Source organism: Thalassovita gelatinovora (genome assembly GCF_001458355.1).
Classification (GTDB): domain Bacteria; phylum Pseudomonadota; class Alphaproteobacteria; order Rhodobacterales; family Rhodobacteraceae; genus Thalassobius; species Thalassobius gelatinovorus.
In genome coordinates this window covers 54256-76507 of the sequence record NZ_CYSA01000007.1, presented here as the reverse complement: position 1 = coordinate 76507, position 22252 = coordinate 54256, and the positions used below count along the sequence as shown (strand labels likewise).

Genomic DNA, 22252 nt, shown 5'->3' with positions numbered 1-22252 from the left:
GGCGTTTTCCAGCCTGCCTGCTTCATGGGCGATCTAACCTCAAGCACAGGCGGCCTGTCGCAAGCCGCCTGTTCATGTTCTTCTATGGTCGATCAGTTCGGAAGGATCACGATTTCCACCCGTCGGTTTTGCGCCCGGCCTTCCGGGGTCAGGTTGGAGGCGATGGGCTGATCTTCTCCGCGACCGATGGTCAGAACCCGAGACGCCGAAACGCCTGCCCCGATCAGGATCGAAGAAACCGAAGCCGCACGGCGATTGCTGAGGTCGAAATTATATTGGGCCGATCCGGTATTGTCGGTATGGCCAACGACCTGAACGCTGCTGTTGGGATAGCGGTTCAGGCTTGCGGCGACGGCGCGCAAATCATCCTGCAATACCGGTTGGACATAGGTGCTGTCGGTGGCGAACAGAATGTCCTGCGGCATGGTCACGATCAACCGATCGCCGGTATTGGTGATCTGTACATTGTTGTCCAAGCTGTTGCGCAATTCGGCTTCTTGCTTGTCCAGGTCGCTGCCGATGGCGGCACCGGTCACGCCCCCCAGAACACCGCCGATGATCGCGCCTTTTCCCTTGTCCTTGCTGACGGCCATCCCGGTGATGGCACCCAGTACGCCGCCGATCACAGCACCTTCTTTGGTGCGCTGGTTGGGATCGGTGCCGCCCATCATCGCAGGATCGGTACAGGCAGTGGTGGTCAGCAGCGATGCGCCAACCACAAAAAGAACGACTTTGGATGCTCGTGTCATGGTGTTTAGCCTCATGTTTGTCTCCGCAGGTGCGGGTCGCCGCCAATATAGACTGTTGCAATGTGTATCAAAACACAACTCTGCGTCAGTATCGGCGGCAATCCGCGTATCTGTGGGATCGGGGCTTCTCTGCCTTGTCAGGCGGCATTGCTTTCTGCCTCGGCGCGAGCCGATTCATAGGCCAGAAGCGCGCGTTTCACCGGCAGACCCCAGTGATAGCCACCCAAGGCACCGGATTTGCGCAAGGCGCGATGGCATGGAATCAGCCAACTGACCGGATTGCGCCCGACCGCAGTGCCCACAGCGCGCACCGCCTTGGGTTTACCGATGCTGCCCGCGATTTCGGAATAGGTCGTCACATGGCCCGACGGAATATGCAGCAGCGCTTCCCACACCTTGATCTGGAACGGCGCGCCGATCATGTGCAGCGCGGTTTCGCCTTTCTGCGTGAAGGCTGCGTCGACCAGAGGTCTCAGCATTATCGGGTCTTCGGTGAATTTGGCCTTGGGCCAGCGCGAAAACATGTCCTGAAACGCTGCCTCGGGGCCGGTTTCCGCAGCAAAGGCAAGGCCGCACAGCCCCTTTGACGTGCCCATCACCAGCGCTTGGTCGAACGGGCTGTCGAACCAGCCCCAGAAGATGTTCAACCCATCCCCGGCGCGGGCATATTCCCCGGGGCTCATCGCTTCCCACCGGATGAAAAGATCGTGCAATCGGCCATTGCCCGACAATCCGACCTGATGGCTGACATCCAGCGTCGTCATGTTGTCGCGCAACAATGTCTTGGCATGGTCCAGCGTAAGGTATTGCTGATACCGTTTCGGCGACACCCCGGCCCATTGTGAAAACAGCCGCTGAAAATGCGCCGGGCTCATCCCCATCTGCGTCGCCAGATCGTTCAGGCTTAACCCCGGCCCGGCCGCATCGATCAACTCGATGGCGCGGCGCATGACGTTGTAATGATAGCCGGTTTCTGGTGTCTGAGACAGCATAGGGGTTCCCTTCTTTCGCTCATAGCTTATCGCAGCATGACCTCTGCAAGCGACCCGAAACTTGCGCTTTCATCCGGTTCGGACCACGCTTGTGCTATGGCAAACCAAAGATTCATTTCCGCAGCCGTGGATGCGACTGGGACACTGTGGCGCGATGATGCGCCGGATGAGGTGCTGCCATGGTGGAGCTTTACCAAGACCCTGATTGCCGCTTGTCTGTTACTACGCGCTGAAGAAGGTGTGCTGGATCTTGACGCGGCCCTGCCCGGCAAGCCCTACAGCCTGCGCCACCTGTTGGCGCATAGCTCGGGATTGCGCGATTACGGCACCGTTGGGCGCTATCACGCGGCGGTGGAGGCGGGGGAAGACCCTTGGCCGGTTGGTCAGATGCTGGAAGAGGCCCGTGCCGATGATCTGCTATGGGAACCGGGCGCGGGTTGGCGTTATTCCAATATCGGTTACATGCAGGCACGATTCGCGCTGGAAGTCAGCGAAGGTGCCGATCTGGGTACGATCGTCGCGCGTCGTCTGGCCCTGCCATTGGGGGTGCAGTCCGTCCGGTTGGCGCGGATGCCACGGGATTTCTCGGGGCTGGTGTGGGACAGTGGGGGATACCACCCTGGCTGGGTCTATCACGGCTGCATGATGGGCAATGCGGCCGATGCCACCCGGATATTGCATGGTATACTGGTTGGCGGGCTGTTGTCGTCGAACCTTGTCGATCAAATGACCGCGCTGCATATGCACGGCGGCGGCATAGAGGGGCGACCGTGGCGACGAACCGGCTATGGTCTGGGTCTAATGATTGGGCAGGTCGAAAGTGGGGCGACGATCCTTGGTCATTCTGGTTGTGGCCCGTTTTCGGCCAATCACGTGGCGCATTTTCCCGATCAAGGCGTGACCGTGGCCAGCTTTGTCCAGGGTGGAGATGAAACACCAGCGGAATGGGAAACGCTGCGCGTTGCGGCTTGTCGTTGAAATTCGGGGCCTACCCGGATAGGGGGGAACAAAGCAATCAGACCGTGCCCTATGCCCAGACAACTCAACTATCACAGCATCCGTGAAATTTTTACCCGGTTCCAGACTGCCGAGGCCTCGCCTAAAGGCGAGCTCGACCACGTCAACGCCTATACTCTGGTGGTGGCGGTGGCGCTGTCGGCGCAAGCGACCGACAAAGGTGTGAACAAGGCGACGCGCGAATTGTTCAAGATCGCCGATACGCCTCAAAAGATGCTGGACTTGGGCGAAGATGGGTTGATCGCGCATATCAAGACCATCGGGCTTTACCGCAACAAGGCCAAGAACGTGATCAAACTCAGCCGGATCCTGGTCGAAGACTATGACGGTGAGGTGCCCAATTCCCGCGCCGCGCTTCAAAGCCTGCCTGGCGTCGGTCGCAAGACCGCCAATGTGGTTCTGAACATGTGGTGGCGCTATCCGGCGCAGGCGGTCGACACCCATATTTTCCGCTTCGGCAATCGGTCGGGCGTGGCGGTGGGCAAGGATGTCGTCGCCGTCGAACGTGCCATCGAAGACAATATCCCGGTGGATTTCCAGTTGCATGCGCATCACTGGATGATCCTTCACGGGCGTTATACCTGCGTGGCGCGCAAACCCAAATGCAATGCGTGCTTGATCCGCGACCTTTGCTATTACGAGGATAAAACCCCATGAAAAAATATCAGATTGTCGGGATCGGCAATGCCATTGTCGATGTCATCAGCCAAAGCGATGATAGCTTCCTCGACCTGATGGGCATTCAGAAAGGCATCATGCAGTTGGTTGAACGAGATCGCGGTGAATTGCTGTATGGCGCGATGACCAACCGGACCCAGGCACCGGGTGGATCGGTGGCCAATACACTGGCCGGGCTGGGCAATCTGGGGCTGACCACCGGCTTTATCGGACGGGTGCATGACGATGCGCTGGGTCGGTTCTATGCCGATGGTATGGCCAAGGACGGCACCGATTTCGTCAACTCGCCGGTGGTGGGGGGGGAATTGCCGACGTCGCGCTCGATGATTTTTGTGTCGCCTGATGGCGAACGTTCGATGAATACCTATCTGGGCATATCTTCGGAACTGGGGCCTGATGATGTGGCCGATGATGTTGCAGGCGATGCCGAAATCCTGTTCCTAGAAGGCTACCTCTACGACAAGCCAAAGGGAAAAGACGCGTTCGAACGGGCCGCGAAACTGTGTCGCGCGGCGGGTGGCAAGGCCGGGATCGCGCTTAGCGATCCGTTCTGCGTCGATCGCCACCGCGACGATTTCCGCCGTTTGGTCAAGGAACTCGATTACGTGATCGGCAATCAGCACGAATGGGAATCGCTCTACCAGACCGATCTCAGCACGGCTTTGGAACAGGCCGCGAGCGATTCCGGTCTGGTGGTCTGTACCCGGTCCGGCCATGACGTGGTGCTGGTGCGCGGCGCCGAAGAAGCGGTGGTGCCGGTTACTGAAATCATCCCGGTCGATGCGACCGGGGCCGGGGATCAATTCGCTGCGGGCTTCCTGTATGGCTACGCTACCGGTGTGCCATTGGAAACGGCCGGCCGCATGGGATGCATCGCCGCCGCCGAGGTAATCAGCCATTTCGGTGCCCGCCCCGAAGCTGATCTGAACGACCTGTTCCGCCAGCAAGGGCTGATCGCCTGACCCTTTGGATTTTGCTGGATCTGCGGTGTTTTTGCCAAGATGATGCAGCATGTTGCGCCCCACGCCACAGGCTGGCCTCGCCTTGGGCGGTCACCGGCTTTCCAGCCTGTACTGTGCAGCTATGGAAGCCCGAACCCGGTTAACGAAGGGGTTTCATCTTGGCTGAAATACTCCGGGGTGAATTGGCCATGGGCCAAGAGGGGCAGCGCCCCTAAACCCGCCCGCCGCAGGCGAATCCAAGATTAAAGAGCCCGACGCTCAGTCCCCCAGTTTGGCATGAACCTCGTCCAGATCGATTTCGCCGATCGGCAGCTTGTTGCCCGGATTTTCGAAATCGTATTTGAACATGTCGAAATCACGTTTGTACATTTCGTAAACCAGATGCATCGACAGATCGTCGAAATAATCCTCGATCGGATGGGCGCGTTTGGGGCCGTGGCCTTCGGATTCGTTGAATCGTGGGATCGTGGCCAGATCGACCTCAAAAGGCGTTTCGATTTGGTCCAGAACCTGCTGCATGCCTTCGTTGAATTTTTCGGTATAGAAGATCTTGTCGTATAGCCCGCCATTGACGATGAAGGTGGAAATATGGCCCGACATCGCCGACCAATGGATGTCCGGATCCATCGGTTTGCGCCACCGGATGGTGTCGCGGGCAAACAGCAGGAAACGGCGGAAACTCTTGATCTGGTCGAAGTCGTCCTGACCATCCTCGCCGCCGACCTCGATGCCGTATTTCTGAATCAGCATTGGCACCAGATTGCCGCGATAGCGCCGGCCGTTGCGTTGGATACCGCAGATCTTGTCAAAAAAGCTCGACAGGATGCGGCTATAGGGGTTGCGCACGCAAGTGAACGCATACGAGGTGTGATGCTGCACATTCCGGGTGATCAATGACTGGCTTTCTTCGAAGGCCCATTTGTGCATTCCGGCCTTGGCGTCATGGATGTCCCCGTTGAAGAATTCACCATGATCGGAATAGAACATGATCTGTCCGATGGTCGAACAAGCGCATTTCGGAACGACGCGGTAAACCACGCTTTCGCTTTCCGTCATCCAGGTGCCGGGAAAACCCATGAAACTTTGCCTCCGATTATTGCCCCTATAAACGCAGAGCTTTTGCTTTTGTTTAAAAAAACCAAAGAATTCAGGTTTATTCAATCTCCGATCAGCCGTATCTATGTAAACAATATCAGAAAAAAGGGGCTATCGTTTCCGTAGATGGCAAGAATTGCGTTCATCCTTCTGTGCCACAAGGACCCAGAGGCCATTATTTCTCAGGCCGAACGCCTGACTGCGGCGGGCGACTATATGTCGATTCACTTCGATGCGCGGGCCAAAACGGAACATTTTCGGCAAATCAGGGCGGCGCTGAAGGATAATCCCAATGTCACTTTCGCCAAAAAGCGAATCAAATGTGGCTGGGGTGAATGGAGCCTGGTGCAGGCTTCTTTGAACGCGGTTCAATCGGCGCTGGAAGCATTTCCACGTGCGACTCATTTCTACATGTTGTCAGGCGACTGCATGGCGATCAAATCGGCGCAGTATTCACATGATTTCCTTGACGATAATGATCGGGATTTCATCGAAAGCTTCGATTTCTTCGAAAGTGACTGGATCAAGACCGGGATGAAAGAAGACCGGTTGATCTATCGGCATTATTTTAACGAGCGGACACAGCCCAAACGCTATTACTGGGCCTATAATTTGCAGAAAAAACTGGGGATGGAGCGGGATGTCCCGCATGATATCCAGGTTCAGATCGGCAGCCAATGGTGGTGCCTGCGCCGTCGCACCATCGAATGGATCGTGGACTTCACCAAGAAACGAAAAGATGTGATGCGGTTCTTCCGCACCACTTGGATTCCCGATGAAACCTTTTTTCAGACCTTGGTGCGCCATCTGGTCCCGGAAGAAGAAATCGAATCCCGCACGCTGACCTTTCTTATGTTTTCCGATTACGGCATGCCGGTGACGTTTTACAACGATCACTTCGACCTGCTGGTCAGCCAGGATTTTTTGTTCGCTCGCAAGATCAGCCCCGAAGCACGCGAATTGAAGGCGCGGCTGGGGGCGCTATACGCCGCTGAAGGGGTGTCGTTCAAAATTTCCAACGAAGGCCGCAGCCTGTTTAAATTTCTGAGCGGTCGCGGCCGGATCGGGCGCCGTTTCGGCATGCGGTTTTGGGAAAGCGAAAGCACCTTGGGCCGCGAACGCGAATTACTGATTGTGATCTGCAAGAAATGGCATGTTGCCAAGCGGTTGCTGGAACAGATCCGCCGGGCCACCAATATCCCGGCGATCGAGTATTTGTTCAACGAAGAATCAACGCCACTGCCCGACCTAGGCGGGATTCAGAAAACCATTCCCAAGCGCCACCGCCACCGCCGGGCCTTGATGCGGATGCTGTTTGACTATTTCGCGACCGACCGGTTGATCATCTGTCTCGATCCAGGTGCGTTGGACCTGTTACAGGATTTTTGCGGCGATCGGTCGACCACGCGGTTGCTCGAGGTCGATGTGGATTTCACCGACGACTATCTGGTTGGCCACGCGATGCGGATCGGCCTGGCCGGGGAACAAACCCCGCAAGAAACGCTGCAACGACTGTTACCCACGATCCGCCACGACCTGTCGTTCGAAGCCGACCGGATCAGGGACGCCAATTTCGACAACCATACCCGCATCCGCGAATCTGGAAAACTTGAAGAAAACATAGATGCGGTGGCGCGGTTTCTTGCTATTTCCGAAGACAAAGCGCAAGAAATCGTTGGAATCGATTATTTGTATTCAGACTGAGATGGCCGATGACCTATAGCTACGACGATCAAAATATCTTTGCCAAGATTTTGCGCGGCGAAATCCCGAATAAGACGGTTCTGGAAACCGAACATGCGCTGGCATTTCATGACATTCAACCGCAGGCCCCGGTGCATGTGTTGGTGATCCCCAAAGGCCCCTATGTTTGCTACGATCACTTCGCTTTGGAAGCGTCGCCCGAAGAAATCGTCGATTTCACCCGCGCGGTGGGCGAGGTCTGTAAATTGACCGGGGTTCAGGCGGGGGAAAACGGCGACGGGTTTCGGTTGATTTCAAATTCGGGCGAAAATGGCGTACAGGAAGTCCCACATCTGCATGTGCATGTGCTGGGTGGGCGCTGGATGGGCCGGATGGTGCAAAAAGCGGGTTAAGCCCGATTGGGGGCCAGCCCCCAAACCCCCAGGATACTTTCGAACAGAAGAAGATCAAGAGGAGGGCCGTGGTTTCTTCTCGGCGCGCTCCATTTCAGTGCGCTTCGGCCCAGTTGGCGCCCTGCCCGGCATCGACGGTCAGCGGCAGCGAGAGATGAACGGCTGGTGCTGCGGCGGTTTCCATCACCTCGCGGGCGCGGGCGATGACATCGTCGGCGCGGTTCGCATCCACTTCAAACAGCAATTCGTCATGCACTTGCAGCAGCATCTTGGCGGGCAGGTCCGCGATTGCAGCGGGCATACGGATCATCGCGCGGCGGATCACATCCGCCGCCGTGCCCTGAATTGGCGCGTTGATCGCGGCGCGTTGGGCAAAGCCCGCGCGCGGTCCCTTGGCAGTAATTTCCGGGGTGTTGATCTTGCGTCCGAACAGGGTCTGGACGAAGCCATGTTCTTTGGCAAAAGATTTGGTTTCATCCATATAGGTGCGGATGCCGGGGAACCGTTCGAAATAACGATTGATAAAGGCCTGCGCCTCGGCTCGCGGAATGCGCAGGTTGCGGGCAAGACCGAAGCCGGAAATGCCATAAATCACGCCGAAATTGATGGCTTTGGCGCGGCGGCGGATTTCCGGGGTCATGTCTTCCATCGGCACGTCGAACATTTCCGATGCGGTCATCGCGTGAATATCCAAGCCGTCCTTGAACGCCTGTTTCAGGGCATCAATCCCGGCGATTTCGGCTAGGATGCGCAGTTCAATCTGGCTGTAGTCGAGCGATAAAAGCACCTTGCCCTCATCGGCAATAAAGGCTTCACGGATGCGCCGCCCTTCTTCTGATCGTACCGGGATGTTTTGAAGGTTCGGGTCGGAAGACGAAAAGCGCCCGGTATTTGCTCCGGTTTGCAGGTAGGACGTATGCACCCGCCCGGTGTCGGGGTGGATGTGATCCTGTAGAGCGTCTGTGTAGGTCGACTTCAACTTTTGCAGCTGGCGGTATTCCAGCACCCGCGCGGCGAAATCATGTTCGGTGGCCAGATCTTCCAGAACGTCCGCAGGGGTCGACCATTGGCCGCTTTTGGTTTTCTTGCCGCCTTCAAGGCCCATTTCCTCGAACAGGATCGCGCCGACCTGCGCGGGGGACTGCACGTTAAATTCGTGACCGGCAAGTTGGTACAGTTCGGCCTCGAACCCGGCCATCTTCTGAGCGAAGGCGTTCGACATCCGGGACAGCGTATCACGGTCGACCTTGATGCCGGTCATTTCCATCTGCGCCAGCACCGGCACCAATGGCCGTTCCAGTGTTTCATAGACAGTGGTGACGCGGGTCTGGTGCAGTTGCGGTTTGAACAGCTGCCACAGGCGCAGGGTGATATCGGCGTCTTCGGCGGCGTATTTCACAGCGTCGTCAACTGGCACCCGGTCGAAAGTAATCTGGCTTTTGCCGCTGCCCAACAGGGTTTTGATCGGGATCGGCGTATGACCCAGATAGCGTTCCGACAGCGTGTCCATCCCGTGCCCGTGCAGCCCGGCATTCATTGCATAAGACATCAGCATCGTGTCGTCGATCGGCGCGACGTTCACGCCATAGCGGGCGAAAATCTTGGCGTCATATTTCATGTTCTGGCCGATCTTCAGGATGCTGTCATCCTCGAAGACGGGTTTGAGCAATTGCAACGCCTCGTCCAGCCCCATCTGCCCCTCGGCCAGATTGTCCGACCCAAACAGGTCATCCGATCCGTCCTTGTGGGTCAGAGGAATATAGCAGGCCTGCCCGGGTTCAATACAAAGCGAAATGCCGACCAAATCGGCGCGCATTTCGTCAAGTCCGGTGGTTTCTGTATCCACCGCCACATAGCCGCGTTCACGCGCTTGGGCGATCCATTTGAGCAATGCCGTGGCATCGCGTACACAGTCATAATCTTCTGGCTTGAAGGGCAGGTCTTGGGGCGTATCGGCCTCGCCCGGTTCGGCGCCACGCGGATCGGTATCGATGATCACGGGCGGTTCGATTCCCAGCTGATCGGCGATCCGCTTGGTCAGGGTGCGAAATTCCATCTCGGCCAGAAAATGCATCAGTTTTTCGGGATCGGGATCGCGCACTTCCAGATCGTCGAGGCTGAAATCCAGATCCATGTAGCAGTCCAGTTGCACCAACCTTTTTGACATCTCGATCTGATCGCGCTTTTCAATCAGGGTCTGGCGACGCTTGGGTTGCTTGATCTCTTCGGCCCGGTCCAGCAGGTCTTCTAGCGACCCGAATTCGTTGATCAGCAAGGCGGCGGTTTTTACCCCGATCCCCGGCGCACCGGGCACATTGTCGACACTGTCGCCCGCCAAAGCCTGCACATCGACCACCCGTTCCGGGCCAACGCCGAATTTTTCCATCACACCGTCGCGGTCGATCCGTTTGTTCTTCATCGGGTCAAGCATTTCAACCCCGTCACCGACCAACTGCATCAGGTCCTTGTCGGAACTGACGATGGTTACCCGCCCGCCCGCTTCGCGCGCCTGCACCGCCAGGGTGGCGATGATGTCATCGGCTTCGAAGCCTTCGATTTCTTCGCAGGCGATGTTGAAGGCGCGGGTGGCGTCGCGGGTCAGCGGAAATTGCGGTTTCAGGTCTTCGGGCGCGGGCGGGCGATGTGCCTTGTACTGATCATACAAATCGTTGCGGAAAGTTTTGCCGGAATGATCAAAAATCACCGCCACATGGGTCGGTGCGTCCGACCCGTGATTGCCGTCGACATAGCGTTGCAGCATGTTGCAGAACCCGGCCACCGCGCCGATCGGCAAGCCGTCGGATTTCCGCGTCAGCGGCGGCAGCGCGTGATAGGCGCGGAAGATGAAGGCCGATCCGTCGATCAGGTGCAGGTGGCACCCCTTGCCGAATGTCATGCTGTCTCTCCCATGGTTCGATCAGGCACGGTCTTTCATGCCATGCAAAGCCCCGCACGGCCAGACCGCCGGACGTCGAATGCATTTCATCTTGCAATAAATACTTAAATCGGACGGTTGCCGTCCGCAAAAATCTGCGTGGCTCAGCCCACCTGATCCGCCGCTGATCCCTTCAGGATATATTTGGCGTCGCAATAGGGGCATTCGACGAAACCCGTTTCTTCCGGGATGTGCAGCCAGACGCGCGGGTGGCCAAGGGCGCCTTCGCCGCCGTCGCAGGCAATCTTGGAGCTCTCGACAATTTTGGTTTCGGGCGCTTGCGTCGTCATCTGGGACGTTTCCTTTTGGCTGCAAAAGAACTAGGTGCTGTTATGAGCGATCACAAAGCTAGGGGCAAGTGGGCCATGAGCGGGAATGCCATTGAAATCCGGGGGCTGCGCAAGACCTATCGCGGCGCCAAGGGACAACCGGAAAAGCTGGCGCTGAAGGGAATCGATCTGGATATTCCGCAAGGGTCTGTTTTTGGGCTGCTGGGACCGAACGGAGCCGGGAAATCGACGCTGATCAATATTCTGGCCGGGCTGGTGGTCAAAACCAGCGGTCAGGTGACGATATGGGGCTTCGATCAGGATGTGAATCCACGCCAGTCGCGTGCTTCTATCGGGGTGATGCCGCAGGAATTGAATCTGGATGCATTTTTTTCGCCTCGGGGAGCGCTGGAGGTGCAGGCTGGGCTTTATGGTGTGCCCAAAGCGCAGCGCCGCACCGACGAGATTCTGAAACTGATCGGTCTGGAAGATAAAGCCGAAGCCTATGCCCGCACCCTGTCGGGCGGTATGCGGCGGCGGTTGTTGTTGGGCAAGGCGTTAGTTCATGCGCCGCATATTCTAGTGCTGGATGAACCAACGGCTGGGGTGGATATCGAACTGCGCCAAATGCTGTGGTCGAATGTCCGCAAGCTGAATGAGCAGGGCATGACCATCATCCTGACCACCCATTATCTCGAAGAAGCCGAAGAAATGTGCGACGAGATCGCCATCATCAGCCAAGGCGAGGTGGTGGCGCGCGACAGCAAGGTGAACCTGCTGAACCGGATCGACGCCAAGACTATGGTCATTCATCCCGAGGAAGCAGCCGCCTCTATGCCTCAGGCCGAAGGCATAACCGTGGAAGCCCGACCAGATGGGGCCTTGGCATTGAATTATCACGCCAATGAAACCAGCGCCGAGGCGGTTCTGGCCGCTGTGCGCAATGCCGGGATACGCATACGCGATGTCAAAACCGAAGAGGCTGATCTCGAAGATATTTTCCTGGAACTGACGCGGGGCTGAGGGGCGACATGCCGAACGATCATCATGGTCACCACCACCACGGGGCCGATCTCGATCTCGGGGATAAACGCGTGGCGCTGGCGGTCGCGGTCAATTTCCTTCTGACACTGGTGCAGATCGTGGCGGGCGTAATTTCGGGATCGCTGGCACTGATCGCGGATGCGATCCACAACCTGTCTGATGCGCTGTCTCTGGTGATCGCCTTTTTCGCCCGTCGCATCGGCAAGCGTCCCGCCGATCCGCAAATGACCTTCGGCTATGGCCGCGCAGAAGTCGTCGCGGCACTGATCAATTACACCACACTGATCGTGGTGGCGTTTTATCTGACGGCGGAAGGTGTTCAGCGGTTGTTCAACCCGGCCGAAGTGGAAGGCTGGATCGTGGTTGTGATCGCGGCTGTTGCGCTGGTCATCGACACGGTGACAGCGCTGCTGATCATGCGGTTCAGCAAGGACAGCGTCAACATGCGCGCGGCTTTCCTGCATAACGTGGCCGACGCTTTGGGATCTGTCGCGGTGATTGTCGGCGGGACCCTGATCCTGCTGTACGATTGGCGGTTGGTGGACCCGATCGTGACGCTGCTGATCGCGGGATATATCCTGTGGCATTCCTGGCAAGGTGTGGTGCCGGTGATCCGTATCCTGATGTTGGGCGCACCGGAAGATACCGATCTCGATCTGGTGCTGGCCGGGCTGCGCGGTATCGACGGGGTTAAAGGTATCCACCATCTTCATGTCTGGCGTATGCAGGAACACGAAACCGCGCTGGAAAGCCATGTCGTTCTGGATGGCAGGGTCGCGGCCGAGGTGGTCAAACGCGATGTCAAACGGCTGCTTAGGGATCAGTTCAGTATCGTGCATGCGGTTCTGGAGCTGGAAACCGCGGGCGAAACTTGTGATGACGCCAGACTGATCGGTCATTGAAAGCGGACGTTGGGATACAAACACGAAACTCCTGTTTAGGCTTGCAACTTCCCGCGCATTGTCGTCGATTGAGGGCCAATTCGGTGCTGTAACGGGAAAAAAGATGGCGGATCAGCCAAAAATCAACATGGCGAAATGGCTTCATGATGTGCTTGAGGTCGAAACGGTTGAGGAAAACTTTTTCCGCGGCATCGCAACGCCGCAGGGGCGCGGGAGATCCTTTGGCGGTCAGGTGATCGGCCAGGCATTGATGGCGGCGATCCGTACTGTCGGGGCGGACCGTCCGGTGCATTCCTTGCACGCCTATTTCATGCGCCCGGGCGACGCGACCAAGCCGGTGCTTTATCAGGTCGACCGTGACCGCGACGGGCGCAGTTTCGCCACCCGCCGGGTGGTGGCTGTCCAGTCAGGCAAACCGATTTTAAACTTGGCAGCATCGTTCCACGTTGTCGAACCCGGCTTGAGCCATCAGGTGCAAATGCCCGATGTGCCGATGCCGGAAGATTTGGAAAGCGACGAACAGATCGGCGAACGGATGAAGGATCAACTGCCCGAAGCCTTCCTGAACTGGCTGCGCGTCCCGCGTCCGATCGAAATGCGCCCCGTTGGGTTGCGCGCGCCTTTTACCCGCGACCCGCAGGAACCGGTTCAGAACATGTGGTTCAAGGTGCGTGGCCCTTTTGGCGACGATCCCAACCTGCACCGGGCGGCGCTGGCCTATACATCGGATTACGGTTTGCTGGGCACATCGGTTTTGCCCTTTGCCAAGGCGTTCGTCGATCCCGACATGCAATTTGCAAGCCTTGATCACGCGGTTTGGTTCCATGATGATTTCCGCATGGACGAATGGTTGCTTTATGCAATGGACAGTCCCTGGTCCGGTGGTGCACGCGGGTTCAACCGCGGCCAGATATTTACCCGCGACGGGCGGCTGGTGGCCTCAACCGCGCAGGAAGGGTTGATCCGGCAGATGACACCTAGAGGTTAGCTGCGACGGTTGTAAGCTTTCAGTCGATAGAAATCACGCAAAGTCTGACCGGGCTGGGGTTTGAATCTTTCTCTCTCGGTCAGGCTTTGGACCCTATCCAGCCGGAACATGCGGAAATCTTCGCGCAATTCGCACCAGCAGACCATGGTCCAGATTTTGCCCCAGAACCACAGCCCCAGCGGGCGGACGCTGCGGCTGGACGCGGTGCCGGCTTCGTCTTCGTAGTTGATTTGCAGACGGATATGGGCGTTGGCAGCGGCCTCGACACGGTCGATCAGATCGCGCAGATCGTCGGTCATGCCCTGCAAAGCAAGGGCATGCACCTGCACCTCTTTGGCTCTGTCGCGGGCCGCCTTGGGCAGAACCGCATTGATCTTGACCAGCGCCTCTTCGGCGGCGGCTGCCATCGCAGTGCCGCCCCACGCACGGATCATTCTTGCCCCGGTCACCAGCGCCACGATTTCGTCCGAGCTGAACATCAAGGGTGGCAGGTCATAGCCGTCGCTCATCAGATAGCCGACCCCGGCTTCACCCTCGATTGGAACGCCCGAGCCGATCAGATCGGCCACGTCGCGGTAGATTGTCCGCGGCGTGACCTCCAGCTTTTCGGCCAGCTGTGCCGCCGTCACCAACCGCCCACCGCGCAGATATTGCACGATCTGGAACAAGCGGTCGGCGCGGCGCATCAGGCGGCTGCCGGTTCGAACAGGCCCACCGAATTGCCGTCGAGATCTTGAGCATAGACAAAGCGACCCGGAGGGATCGCGATCGGTTCACTCAACACTCTACCGCCTGCTTGGGCGCAGCGGTTGGCTGCGTCTTCCAGCTTGTCAGGGACCGCCAGATGCAGGGTCGGACCCTGACCCGTTTGGGCCGGGTTACCCGGGTACAGATGCCCACCCACGGTTCCCATGGCGTTGCCAAGAACGGCGATGGGATTGGACCCGGTTACATCCAATGTAATGTCATATCCGAAAACGGTTTGGTAGAAGACCATGGATTTCTGCATATCCGAAACCGGGATTTCGGACCAAACGACGATGGGTTTCTGTGTCATGTGTTTTTCCTCGCATCATTGATTGACGGACAACCTATGACACAGGGCTGCTGACAGCATTCCGTCAGCAGTGTTTCAGCGGGCCGATCAATCCGGAAGTTCATCCGACGGGATGATTGGGAAAAACTGACCGCCCGACCACAGCCCGAACCAGCTTGCACCGTCGACATCGTGATGCAACGATAGATCGACCAGCCGGTAGAAGCTTTTGCGGTCGATCAGCGCCTCAAGATTGGTACGGACCAGCACATAGGGTGACGGTTCCCCGGTTTCCGGATCGCGGACCACACGGATCGGCGCCTTGGGGCCGGCGGCGACCTTGTCGCCGACATTGGTGGTAAAGGTCAGAACCTGATTCTGTCCGTCGCCCTCGGTTTCGAAATCCACTGCCACGAAAGGCGCGTCATCTACCGTGATGCCGACCATTTCGACCGGTGTGACAAGAAAATACTTGTCATCATCCTTTCGCAAAATCGTGGAAAACAGACGGACAAGTTCGGGTCGCCCGATCGGGGTGCCCTGATAGAACCATGTTCCATCGCGGGCAATGCGCATATCCAGATCACCGCAAAACGGTGGATTCCACAGATGCACAGGCGGCAGGCCCTTGCCCTTGGAGGCGGCACGGGCGGCGGCGGTCAGGCTTTCTGACGATGGCTTCACGGACTTTTGTTTGCTCATAGTTTTTGCCATTTGCGTTTGTCGCGATACACTCAATACCAAACGTATCCCTGATAACGGAGTTTGACCATGACCGATCCCAATGACCTTTTGGTCGAGATCGAAGCGCTAGAAGAAAAACTGGCCGAAGCGAAGGGGTCGATCACAAAGCGGTTTATCGGTCAGGAACAGGTCGTCGATCTGACCCTGTCGGCGCTTCTGTGTGGTGGTCATGCGTTGCTGATTGGCCTGCCGGGCTTGGGTAAAACCCGTCTGGTCGATACGCTCAGCACAGTGATGGGGTTGGACGGTAACCGGATTCAGTTCACCCCGGATCTGATGCCCGCAGATATTCTCGGGTCCGAAGTTCTGGAAACCGATAGCGAAGGCCGCCGGTCTTTCCGATTCGTGTCCGGCCCGATTTTTTGTCAGTTGCTGATGGCCGACGAAATCAACCGCGCCAGCCCGCGGACCCAATCGGCGCTGCTACAAGCGATGCAGGAACATCACATTACCGTGGCGGGCGAAGATCGGGCGCTGGGCGAACCGTTTCACGTATTGGCGACGCAGAACCCGATCGAACAGGAAGGTACCTATCCGTTGCCCGAAGCACAGCTGGACCGGTTTTTGGTCCAGATCGATGTTGCCTATCCCGACCGTCAGACCGAACGCGATATTCTGCTGGCTACCACCGGGGTCAAAGAAGACAAGGCGCATCAGGTTTTCACCGCCGCAGAATTGATCCGTGCCCAGACGCTGTTGCGGCAAATGCCGGTCGGCGACAGCGTGGTTGAAGCGATCCTCGATTTGGTCCGAGCCTTTCGCCCTGATGACGAAACCGCTGACGAACGGGTGAAACAGACCGTCGCTTGGGGACCGGGGCCGCGCGCGGCGCAGGCGCTGATGCTGACGGTGCGGGCGCGGGCGATGCTACAGGGGCGGCTGGCACCGTCTATTGAGGATGTGGTGGCAATGGCGCAGCCGGTGCTGAGCCACCGGATGGCGTTGAATTTTGCCGCTCGGGCGCGGGGTGACAGTCTGGCCGACCTGATCGCGGCCACTGTGGCGCGCACGATGCGAATCGAGGCCGCCGCTTGACCCTGGCACCGCCCCTTCGGGCGCGTGCCGAAGAACAGGCCGCGTCGCTTCCGCCGCTGCTGGCCCGGGCTGAACATCTGGCCGGGACGGTTTTGTTGGGTGAACATGGTCGGCGGCGTTCGGGCATGGGGGATGATTTTTGGCAATACCGGCCCGTACAGCCGGGGGATTCAAGGCGGATGATCGACTGGCGCCGTTCGGCGCGGGGCGATGCGCAATATGTCCGCGAACGCGAATGGCAGATCGCTCAAAGCGTGATGCTTTGGGTTGATCAGGCTGCTTCGATGCGGTTTGCATCGCATAACAACCTGCCCGAAAAGGCCGACCGCGCCCGATTGCTGGCGCTGGCGGTAGCGATCTTGCTGGTGCGTGGCGGTGAACGGGTCGGGCTAACCGGGACCTTGCTGCCACCACGGCGGGGCAATAACCAGATTCTGCGGCTGGCCGAATTCTTGTCCGTTGATGACCCTGTCGATTACGGCGTGCCCGAAGCGCGCGCGATGATCCCGCAGGCGCGCGCCGTATTCCTGTCCGATTTCATGGCCGATATCGATGCGGTCCGGCAGGCCCTGACCAAGGCTGCTGATCGCGGTGTGCGCGGCATCCTGTTGCAAGTGCTGGACCCGTCCGAAGAAGCCTTCCCGTTTCAGGGCCGCACGATTTTCGAAAGCGTCGGTGGAACGGTCAGCCACGAAACCCTGAAAGCGGGTGAATTGCGGGATCGGTATCTCCAGCGGCTGAATCGGCGCAAGGCGGAGCTGGCTGATCTTTGCACGATCACAGGCTGGCAGTTTCACACCCATCACAGCAGTGACAGCGCCCAAGTCGCTTTGTTATGGCTGTGGCAGGCGCTGAACCGGGGAACCGTGTGATGGCCGGGTTGGCACAAATCGGCTTTGCGACGCCGTGGCTGCTTTGGGCATTGGTGGTGTTGCCGGTGCTGTGGATGTTGTTACGCGCGGTACCACCGGCACCGTTGCGCCGACTGTTTCCCGGCGTCGTGTTGTTGCTCGGGCTGAAGGACGATGACGCTGTTACCGACAAAACGCCGTGGTGGCTGATCCTGTTGCGGATGCTGGCGGCGGCTGCGGTGATTGTCGGGCTGGCTGGCCCGGTGCTGAACCCAGACGCCGAAGGACAGGCACGCTCCGGTCCTGTGTTGTTGCTGTTGGATGGCGGTTGGGCCGGGGCGGGGGATTGGGAAGCGCGACTTGATCTGGCGGACCGGTTGCTGGCCGATGCCGATCGTGCCGGGCGCACCGCCGCAGTGTTGCAACTGAGCGCCCCCGAACCGTCGAATTTTCAGCCGGCGGGCGATTTGCGTGCGCATTTGCCCGGTCTGCAACCGTTGGCCTGGGAACCGACGGCTGCCGGGATCGAAGACGCATTGGCGATCCTGCAAGATATCCATGGCGGGTTTGACACCATCTGGATGTCGGACGGTTTGGAATTTGCCGGTCATGACCGACTGGTCGCGGCGTTGCAGGAACGGGGTCAAATTCGGGTTTTCGAAGACGATCTCGGCGCGGTGGCGCTGCTGCCGCCGGTTTTCGAGGATGGCGAAATTCATCTGACAGCCGTACGCAACCGGGGGCAGGGTGCCATGGCGCTGGAGCTGCGGGCTCACGGTCGTGATCCGACTGGGGTGGAACGGGTGCTGGCGACTTTGCCAGTGCAGATCGAAGCTGGGGCCAAAAGCGCCGAAGCGCGTCTGTCCCTACCGGCGGAGCTGCGGGCGCGGATCAGCCGGTTCGATATTCTGGGACAGCGCAGCGCCGGAGCGGTGGTGCTGAGCGATGACAGCTTGCAGCGCCGTGAAGTGGCGTTGATCACCGAACGGGACGACCGTGAAGGGTTGGAATTGCTGTCGCCACTGCATTACCTGCATCAGGCATTGTTGCCTTCGGCGGATCTGTTGCAAGGCAGCCTGAGCGATATCCTGCCCGCCAATCCCGATGCAATCATTCTGGCCGATATCGCCGGGTTACCCGAAGCTGAAGAAAAGGCGTTGCGGGAATGGGTGAACCAAGGCGGTATGTTGCTGCGGTTCGCCGGGCCGCATCTTGCGGCCAGTGATCTGAGCCGCAGCGAAGAGCATCCGCTGATGCCGGTGCGGCTGCGATCAGGTGGTCGAACGGTAGGCGGCGCGATGAGCTGGGGTGAACCCAAGACGTTGGCCCCCTTTGCCGATACCAGCCCTTTCTACGGGTTGGCGATCCCTGAAGATGTCACAGTATCGGCGCAAGTGATGGCGCAGCCCGATCCGTCGCTGGCCGAACGGGTGATTGCGCAATTGTCCGATGGAACCCCGTTGGTCACGCGCAAAACGCTGGGGCAGGGCAAGGTGGTTCTGTTCCATGTCTCGGCCAATGCCGAATGGTCAAGCCTGCCCTTGTCGGGTTTGTTCATGCGCATGCTGGACCGGTTGGCGGTGTCTTCGGTCACAAGTCAGCCCGATGCCGAGGATCTGGCCGGGTCGGTCTGGCAGCCGCTGCGCGTGCTGGACGGGTTTGGGCGTTTGCAGGATGCAGGAAACCTGATTGGCGTTGCAGGTGAAGACCTGATCCAGGCCCCATTGAGCCGCGACCTGCAACCGGGTCTTTATCAAGGTGAAGCCCGCCTGATAGCCCGAAATGTCATGACGGCCGATCGTGAATTGACTGCCACGACCTGGCCCGCATCGGTGTCGGTCGTGGGGCTGGACCGGCCCGAGCAAGTGCCGTTGGCGGGCTATCTTTTGGCTTTGGCGGTGCTGATCTTGCTGGCTGATGTGATCGCGACGTTGGCCCTTTCCGGACGGATATTGCTGCGTGGTGGAAAAGCCGTGGTGCCGGTCCTGTTGCTGGCGCTGGGTCCGGGGTTGATCGCGCTGGCTCCGTCCGGTGCCGGGGCGCAAGACACGCAAGAAGACCGGCACGTGCTCAGCGCCACTTCCGAAGTGGTGCTGGCTTATGTTTTGACCGGAAACGCCCGGGTCGACGATGTGTCCCGCGCCGGGTTGACGGGTCTGTCCGATACCCTGTTTTTCCGCACATCGGTGGAACCCGACCTGCCGATCGGCGTCGATCTGGAACGTGACGAATTGGCGTTTTACCCGTTGCTATACTGGCCAATCACCGAAGATCAGCCGGTCCCGACGGTGGATGCTTACGAGCGGCTTAATCGGTATCTCAGAACCGGCGGCATGATTGTGTTCGATACCCGTGACGCCGATATCGCCGGGTTTGGCACCGCCAGCCCGAACGGGCGTAAATTGCGCCAACTGGCCGAACCATTGGCAATTCCGCCGCTGGAACCCTTGCCGGGAGATCACGTGCTGACCCGCACCTTCTACCTGTTGCAGGATTTTCCGGGCAGGTTCAGCGGGCGCGATATCTGGGTTGAAGCGGCACCGCCGGGGGCAGAAAAGGTCGACGGTATGCCGTTTCGCAATCTCAATGACGGGGTGACGCCGGTGGTGATCGGCGGCAATGACTGGGCGGCGGCCTGGGCCACCGACCCGCAGGGCAATCCTCTTTATCCGGTCGGGCGCGGATATTCCGGGGAGCGTCAGCGCGAACTGGCCTATCGTTTCGGGGTCAATCTGGTCATGCATGTGCTGACTGGTAATTATAAATCCGATCAGGTGCACGTGCCTGCGCTATTGGACAGGCTGGGTCAATGAACGGGGAAATCACTTTCGATCCGCTGCTGCCCTGGGGCGTGTTTCTGGTGCTGGGTACAATGGTGCTGGCGGCTGCGTGGCTGGCCTATTGGCGTGGTCTGGCGGGTTGGGCGCTGCGCCTGTTGGCTGGGGTAGTGATAGTTGCGGCACTGTCAGGACCGTCCTACCGGCAGGAAGACCGCGCTGCGCTGAGCGATATCGTCGTGCTGCTGGAAGATCAATCCGCCAGCCAGGAACTGGCTGGTCGGGCGGGTCAGACCAAAGCGGCGGCAGATCTGTTGGCACAGCGGTTGATCGCACGACCCAATACCGAAGTGCGGCGGGTCGCGCTGGGGGATGGGCCGGACAATAGCGGCACCTTGCTGCTCAGCGCGTTGTCCGATGCGTTGGCTCAGGAACCGCAAACCCGGATCGCCGGGATCATCGCGTTGAGCGACGGTCAGGTGCATGACCTGGACCGGGTGCCGGACCTGCCAGCGCCGATGCATCTGTTGCTGAGCGGGCAACCCGATGACTGGGACCGGCGGTTGGTGGTGGAAACCGCCCCTGCCTTTGCCATTCTGGGCGAACCGGTGACGCTAACCTTCCGGATCGAAGATACTGGGGCTGCACCGCTCGGGGCTGATCAGGCACCACTGGATCTGACTCTGAACGGTGGCGAAACGTCCCGCATCATGGTGCCGCTGGGCCGAACCTTTGAATTGCCGGTGACGCTGCCCCATGGGGGGCGCAACGTGATTCAGTTTTCGGTGCCCGAAGCTGCGGGCGAATTGACCGACCGTAACAATACAGCGTTGATACAGATCAACGGTGTGCGTGATCGTTTGCGGGTGTTGTTGGTCAGTGGTGAACCGCATCCGGGCGGGCGCACCTGGCGTAATTTGCTGAAATCCGACAGTTCGGTCGATCTAGTGCATTTCACCATCCTACGGCCACCGGAAAAACAGGACGGCGTGCCGGTGGCGGAATTGTCGCTGATTGCCTTTCCGACCCGCGAATTGTTTCTGGAAAAGATCGACGATTTCGATCTGATCATCTTCGACCGCTATAAAAGGCGCGGCATTCTGCCAGCGCTCTATCTTGAAAACGTGCGCCGCTATGTCAGCGAAGGCGGTGCGGTGCTGATCGCTGCCGGTCCCGATTTCGCCAGCGCGGATTCAATCTATCATTCGCCTTTGGCAACGATTGTCCCGGCGCGTCCAACCGCGCGGGTGATCGAACAAGGCTACCGGCCAAAAGTCACGGACCTGGGCGAACGCCACCCGGTCACGGCAGGGCTACAGGCCGAATGGCCCACCGACTGGGGTCGCTGGATGCGTCAGGTCGAGTTGGAACCGGAAGACGGCGAAGTGGTGATGACAGGGGCCGAAGACGCCCCGCTGTTGATCCTGAACCGGGTTGGGGAAGGGCGGATCGCACTGTTGGCCTCGGATCAGGCGTGGCTTTGGGCGCGTGGCTTCGAAGGTGGTGGGCCTCAACTGGAATTGCTGCGGCGGCTGGCACATTGGATGATGAAGGAACCCGAACTGGAAGAGGAACTGTTGACTGCCGCCGCGACCGGGCAGGATTTGCATATCCTGCGTCGGACCTTGCAGGAAACCGTCGGCCCGGTCGAAATCACCACCCCGTCAGGCGAAACTGTGACATTGCAGATGCAACAGACCACACCGGGGCAGCACGTGGCCGAATTCCATGGCGACGAAATCGGGCTTTACCGGCTGCAACAGGCCGATGCCGAGACGGTGATCGGGATGGGTCCCGCTGCACCGCGTGAGTTCGAAGAAACCATCGCCAGTGGTGAATCGCTGCGTCCGGTGATCGATCCCCTGCGCGGCGGCGTGCTGCACCTGTCGGACGGGGTACCGCGTTTTCGGGATGTGCGCGTCGGCCGTCCGGCGTCGGGGCGCGGCTGGATCGGGATCACGCCGCGGGCGGCGTCCGAAACCTTGTCGGTCAAGCGCATTCCGCTGTTGCCGCCTTGGCTGGTCCTGCTGTTGAGTCTGGGTCTGATTCTGGCCGCATGGCTGCGGGAAGGCCGACGATAAA

The 22252-nt window shown here is 59.0% G+C and carries 20 protein-coding genes; 12 read left to right on the top strand and 8 right to left on the bottom strand.

What is annotated here, in order from left to right:
• Positions 1 to 92: 92 nt before the first annotated feature.
• Together TG4357_RS02835 and TG4357_RS02830 are read right to left on the bottom strand one after the other, a co-directional pair.
• Positions 93 to 749 carry a YiaD family glycine zipper/OmpA-like lipoprotein gene (locus tag TG4357_RS02835; protein WP_058261361.1) on the bottom strand — a complete coding sequence of 219 codons (657 nt, stop codon included), beginning with the start codon at positions 747 to 749 and terminating at the stop codon, positions 93 to 95.
• A gap of 137 nt (positions 750 to 886) precedes the next feature.
• On the bottom strand, positions 887 to 1741 hold the full coding sequence (locus TG4357_RS02830) for a methylated-DNA--[protein]-cysteine S-methyltransferase (RefSeq protein WP_058261360.1): 855 nt from the start codon (positions 1739 to 1741) through the stop codon (positions 887 to 889).
• A 96-nt stretch (positions 1742 to 1837) separates the two neighbouring features.
• Between TG4357_RS02830 and TG4357_RS02825 the strand changes: the two genes are divergently transcribed.
• From TG4357_RS02825 to TG4357_RS02815, 3 genes are read left to right on the top strand one after another with little or no spacing between them, the layout of a single operon-like run.
• A complete protein-coding gene (locus tag TG4357_RS02825) occupies positions 1838 to 2719 on the top strand; it encodes a serine hydrolase domain-containing protein (RefSeq protein ID WP_058261359.1) in 882 nt (293 codons plus the stop codon).
• A 51-nt stretch (positions 2720 to 2770) separates the two neighbouring features.
• On the top strand, positions 2771 to 3415 hold the full coding sequence (nth, locus tag TG4357_RS02820) for an endonuclease III (RefSeq protein WP_058261358.1): 645 nt from the start codon (positions 2771 to 2773) through the stop codon (positions 3413 to 3415).
• A complete protein-coding gene (locus TG4357_RS02815; RefSeq protein ID WP_058261357.1) occupies positions 3412 to 4398 on the top strand; it encodes an adenosine kinase in 987 nt (328 codons plus the stop codon). The genes nth and TG4357_RS02815 overlap by 4 nt, the downstream gene beginning before the upstream one ends.
• A gap of 258 nt (positions 4399 to 4656) precedes the next feature.
• Here TG4357_RS02815 and TG4357_RS02810 read toward each other — a convergent pair whose 3' ends face one another.
• Positions 4657 to 5475: a sulfotransferase family protein gene (locus TG4357_RS02810; RefSeq protein ID WP_058261356.1), complete on the bottom strand. Its 819-nt coding sequence runs from the start codon at positions 5473 to 5475 to the stop codon at positions 4657 to 4659.
• A gap of 144 nt (positions 5476 to 5619) precedes the next feature.
• On the opposite strand from TG4357_RS02810, the gene TG4357_RS02805 reads away from it, so the two are divergent.
• Complete coding sequence (locus TG4357_RS02805; protein WP_058261355.1) at positions 5620 to 7197, top strand: DUF5928 domain-containing protein; 1578 nt, start codon at positions 5620 to 5622, stop codon at positions 7195 to 7197.
• 8 nt (positions 7198 to 7205) lie between these two features.
• Entirely contained in the window at positions 7206 to 7589 is a 384-nt protein-coding gene (locus TG4357_RS02800) for a histidine triad nucleotide-binding protein (protein ID WP_058261354.1), read from the top strand.
• Between the two features lie 94 nt (positions 7590 to 7683).
• Here TG4357_RS02800 and polA read toward each other — a convergent pair whose 3' ends face one another.
• Complete coding sequence (polA, locus tag TG4357_RS02795; protein ID WP_058261353.1) at positions 7684 to 10485, bottom strand: DNA polymerase I; 2802 nt, start codon at positions 10483 to 10485, stop codon at positions 7684 to 7686.
• A 143-nt stretch (positions 10486 to 10628) separates the two neighbouring features.
• Positions 10629 to 10814, bottom strand: a complete 186-nt coding sequence (locus TG4357_RS02790) for a zinc-finger domain-containing protein (protein ID WP_058261352.1) — start codon at positions 10812 to 10814, stop codon at positions 10629 to 10631.
• A 75-nt stretch (positions 10815 to 10889) separates the two neighbouring features.
• Between TG4357_RS02790 and TG4357_RS02785 the strand changes: the two genes are divergently transcribed.
• The 3 genes from TG4357_RS02785 to TG4357_RS02775 all read left to right on the top strand — a co-directional run bounded on the left by TG4357_RS02785 (position 10890) and on the right by TG4357_RS02775 (position 13727).
• Positions 10890 to 11816 carry an ABC transporter ATP-binding protein gene (locus TG4357_RS02785; protein WP_058261351.1) on the top strand — a complete coding sequence of 309 codons (927 nt, stop codon included), beginning with the start codon at positions 10890 to 10892 and terminating at the stop codon, positions 11814 to 11816.
• An 8-nt stretch (positions 11817 to 11824) separates the two neighbouring features.
• Positions 11825 to 12739, top strand: a complete 915-nt coding sequence (locus TG4357_RS02780; RefSeq protein WP_058261350.1) for a cation diffusion facilitator family transporter — start codon at positions 11825 to 11827, stop codon at positions 12737 to 12739.
• Positions 12740 to 12842: 103 nt separating this feature from the next.
• Complete coding sequence (locus tag TG4357_RS02775) at positions 12843 to 13727, top strand: acyl-CoA thioesterase (protein ID WP_058261349.1); 885 nt, start codon at positions 12843 to 12845, stop codon at positions 13725 to 13727.
• Here TG4357_RS02775 and TG4357_RS02770 read toward each other — a convergent pair.
• From TG4357_RS02770 to TG4357_RS02760, 3 genes are all read right to left on the bottom strand, one after another.
• On the bottom strand, positions 13724 to 14413 hold the full coding sequence (locus tag TG4357_RS02770; protein ID WP_058261348.1) for a helix-turn-helix transcriptional regulator: 690 nt from the start codon (positions 14411 to 14413) through the stop codon (positions 13724 to 13726). The two genes, TG4357_RS02775 and TG4357_RS02770, sit on opposite strands and share 4 nt — an antisense overlap.
• Positions 14413 to 14784: a VOC family protein gene (locus TG4357_RS02765; protein WP_058261347.1), complete on the bottom strand. Its 372-nt coding sequence runs from the start codon at positions 14782 to 14784 to the stop codon at positions 14413 to 14415. The genes TG4357_RS02770 and TG4357_RS02765 overlap by 1 nt, the downstream gene beginning before the upstream one ends.
• 87 nt (positions 14785 to 14871) lie before the next feature.
• Positions 14872 to 15465 (bottom strand): DUF1285 domain-containing protein, encoded by a 594-nt coding sequence (locus tag TG4357_RS02760; protein ID WP_058261346.1) that lies wholly within the window; start codon positions 15463 to 15465, stop codon positions 14872 to 14874.
• Between the two features lie 69 nt (positions 15466 to 15534).
• On the opposite strand from TG4357_RS02760, the gene TG4357_RS02755 reads away from it, so the two are divergent.
• From TG4357_RS02755 to TG4357_RS02740, 4 genes are read left to right on the top strand one after another with little or no spacing between them, the layout of a single operon-like run.
• Entirely contained in the window at positions 15535 to 16542 is a 1008-nt protein-coding gene (locus TG4357_RS02755) for an AAA family ATPase (protein ID WP_058261345.1), read from the top strand.
• Positions 16539 to 17414: a DUF58 domain-containing protein gene (locus TG4357_RS02750; RefSeq protein ID WP_139193635.1), complete on the top strand. Its 876-nt coding sequence runs from the start codon at positions 16539 to 16541 to the stop codon at positions 17412 to 17414. The genes TG4357_RS02755 and TG4357_RS02750 overlap by 4 nt, the downstream gene beginning before the upstream one ends.
• Positions 17414 to 20206: a DUF4159 domain-containing protein gene (locus TG4357_RS02745; protein ID WP_058261529.1), complete on the top strand. Its 2793-nt coding sequence runs from the start codon at positions 17414 to 17416 to the stop codon at positions 20204 to 20206. The genes TG4357_RS02750 and TG4357_RS02745 overlap by 1 nt, the downstream gene beginning before the upstream one ends.
• Positions 20203 to 22251 carry a glutamine amidotransferase gene (locus TG4357_RS02740; RefSeq protein WP_058261344.1) on the top strand — a complete coding sequence of 683 codons (2049 nt, stop codon included), beginning with the start codon at positions 20203 to 20205 and terminating at the stop codon, positions 22249 to 22251. The genes TG4357_RS02745 and TG4357_RS02740 overlap by 4 nt, the downstream gene beginning before the upstream one ends.
• Position 22252 lies beyond the last annotated feature (1 nt).

Coding starts and splice junctions, on each gene's coding strand:
- TG4357_RS02835 (WP_058261361.1), bottom strand. CDS start 749: ATGACACGAGCATCCAAAGTCGTTCTTTTTGTGGTTGGCGCATCGCTG.
- TG4357_RS02830 (WP_058261360.1), bottom strand. CDS start 1,741: ATGCTGTCTCAGACACCAGAAACCGGCTATCATTACAACGTCATGCGC.
- TG4357_RS02825 (WP_058261359.1), top strand. CDS start 1,838: ATGGCAAACCAAAGATTCATTTCCGCAGCCGTGGATGCGACTGGGACA.
- nth (WP_058261358.1), top strand. CDS start 2,771: ATGCCCAGACAACTCAACTATCACAGCATCCGTGAAATTTTTACCCGG.
- TG4357_RS02815 (WP_058261357.1), top strand. CDS start 3,412: ATGAAAAAATATCAGATTGTCGGGATCGGCAATGCCATTGTCGATGTC.
- TG4357_RS02810 (WP_058261356.1), bottom strand. CDS start 5,475: ATGGGTTTTCCCGGCACCTGGATGACGGAAAGCGAAAGCGTGGTTTAC.
- TG4357_RS02805 (WP_058261355.1), top strand. CDS start 5,620: ATGGCAAGAATTGCGTTCATCCTTCTGTGCCACAAGGACCCAGAGGCC.
- TG4357_RS02800 (WP_058261354.1), top strand. CDS start 7,206: ATGACCTATAGCTACGACGATCAAAATATCTTTGCCAAGATTTTGCGC.
- polA (WP_058261353.1), bottom strand. CDS start 10,485: ATGACATTCGGCAAGGGGTGCCACCTGCACCTGATCGACGGATCGGCC.
- TG4357_RS02790 (WP_058261352.1), bottom strand. CDS start 10,814: ATGACGACGCAAGCGCCCGAAACCAAAATTGTCGAGAGCTCCAAGATT.
- TG4357_RS02785 (WP_058261351.1), top strand. CDS start 10,890: ATGAGCGGGAATGCCATTGAAATCCGGGGGCTGCGCAAGACCTATCGC.
- TG4357_RS02780 (WP_058261350.1), top strand. CDS start 11,825: ATGCCGAACGATCATCATGGTCACCACCACCACGGGGCCGATCTCGAT.
- TG4357_RS02775 (WP_058261349.1), top strand. CDS start 12,843: ATGGCGGATCAGCCAAAAATCAACATGGCGAAATGGCTTCATGATGTG.
- TG4357_RS02770 (WP_058261348.1), bottom strand. CDS start 14,413: ATGCGCCGCGCCGACCGCTTGTTCCAGATCGTGCAATATCTGCGCGGT.
- TG4357_RS02765 (WP_058261347.1), bottom strand. CDS start 14,784: ATGACACAGAAACCCATCGTCGTTTGGTCCGAAATCCCGGTTTCGGAT.
- TG4357_RS02760 (WP_058261346.1), bottom strand. CDS start 15,465: ATGAGCAAACAAAAGTCCGTGAAGCCATCGTCAGAAAGCCTGACCGCC.
- TG4357_RS02755 (WP_058261345.1), top strand. CDS start 15,535: ATGACCGATCCCAATGACCTTTTGGTCGAGATCGAAGCGCTAGAAGAA.
- TG4357_RS02745 (WP_058261529.1), top strand. CDS start 17,414: ATGGCCGGGTTGGCACAAATCGGCTTTGCGACGCCGTGGCTGCTTTGG.
- TG4357_RS02740 (WP_058261344.1), top strand. CDS start 20,203: ATGAACGGGGAAATCACTTTCGATCCGCTGCTGCCCTGGGGCGTGTTT.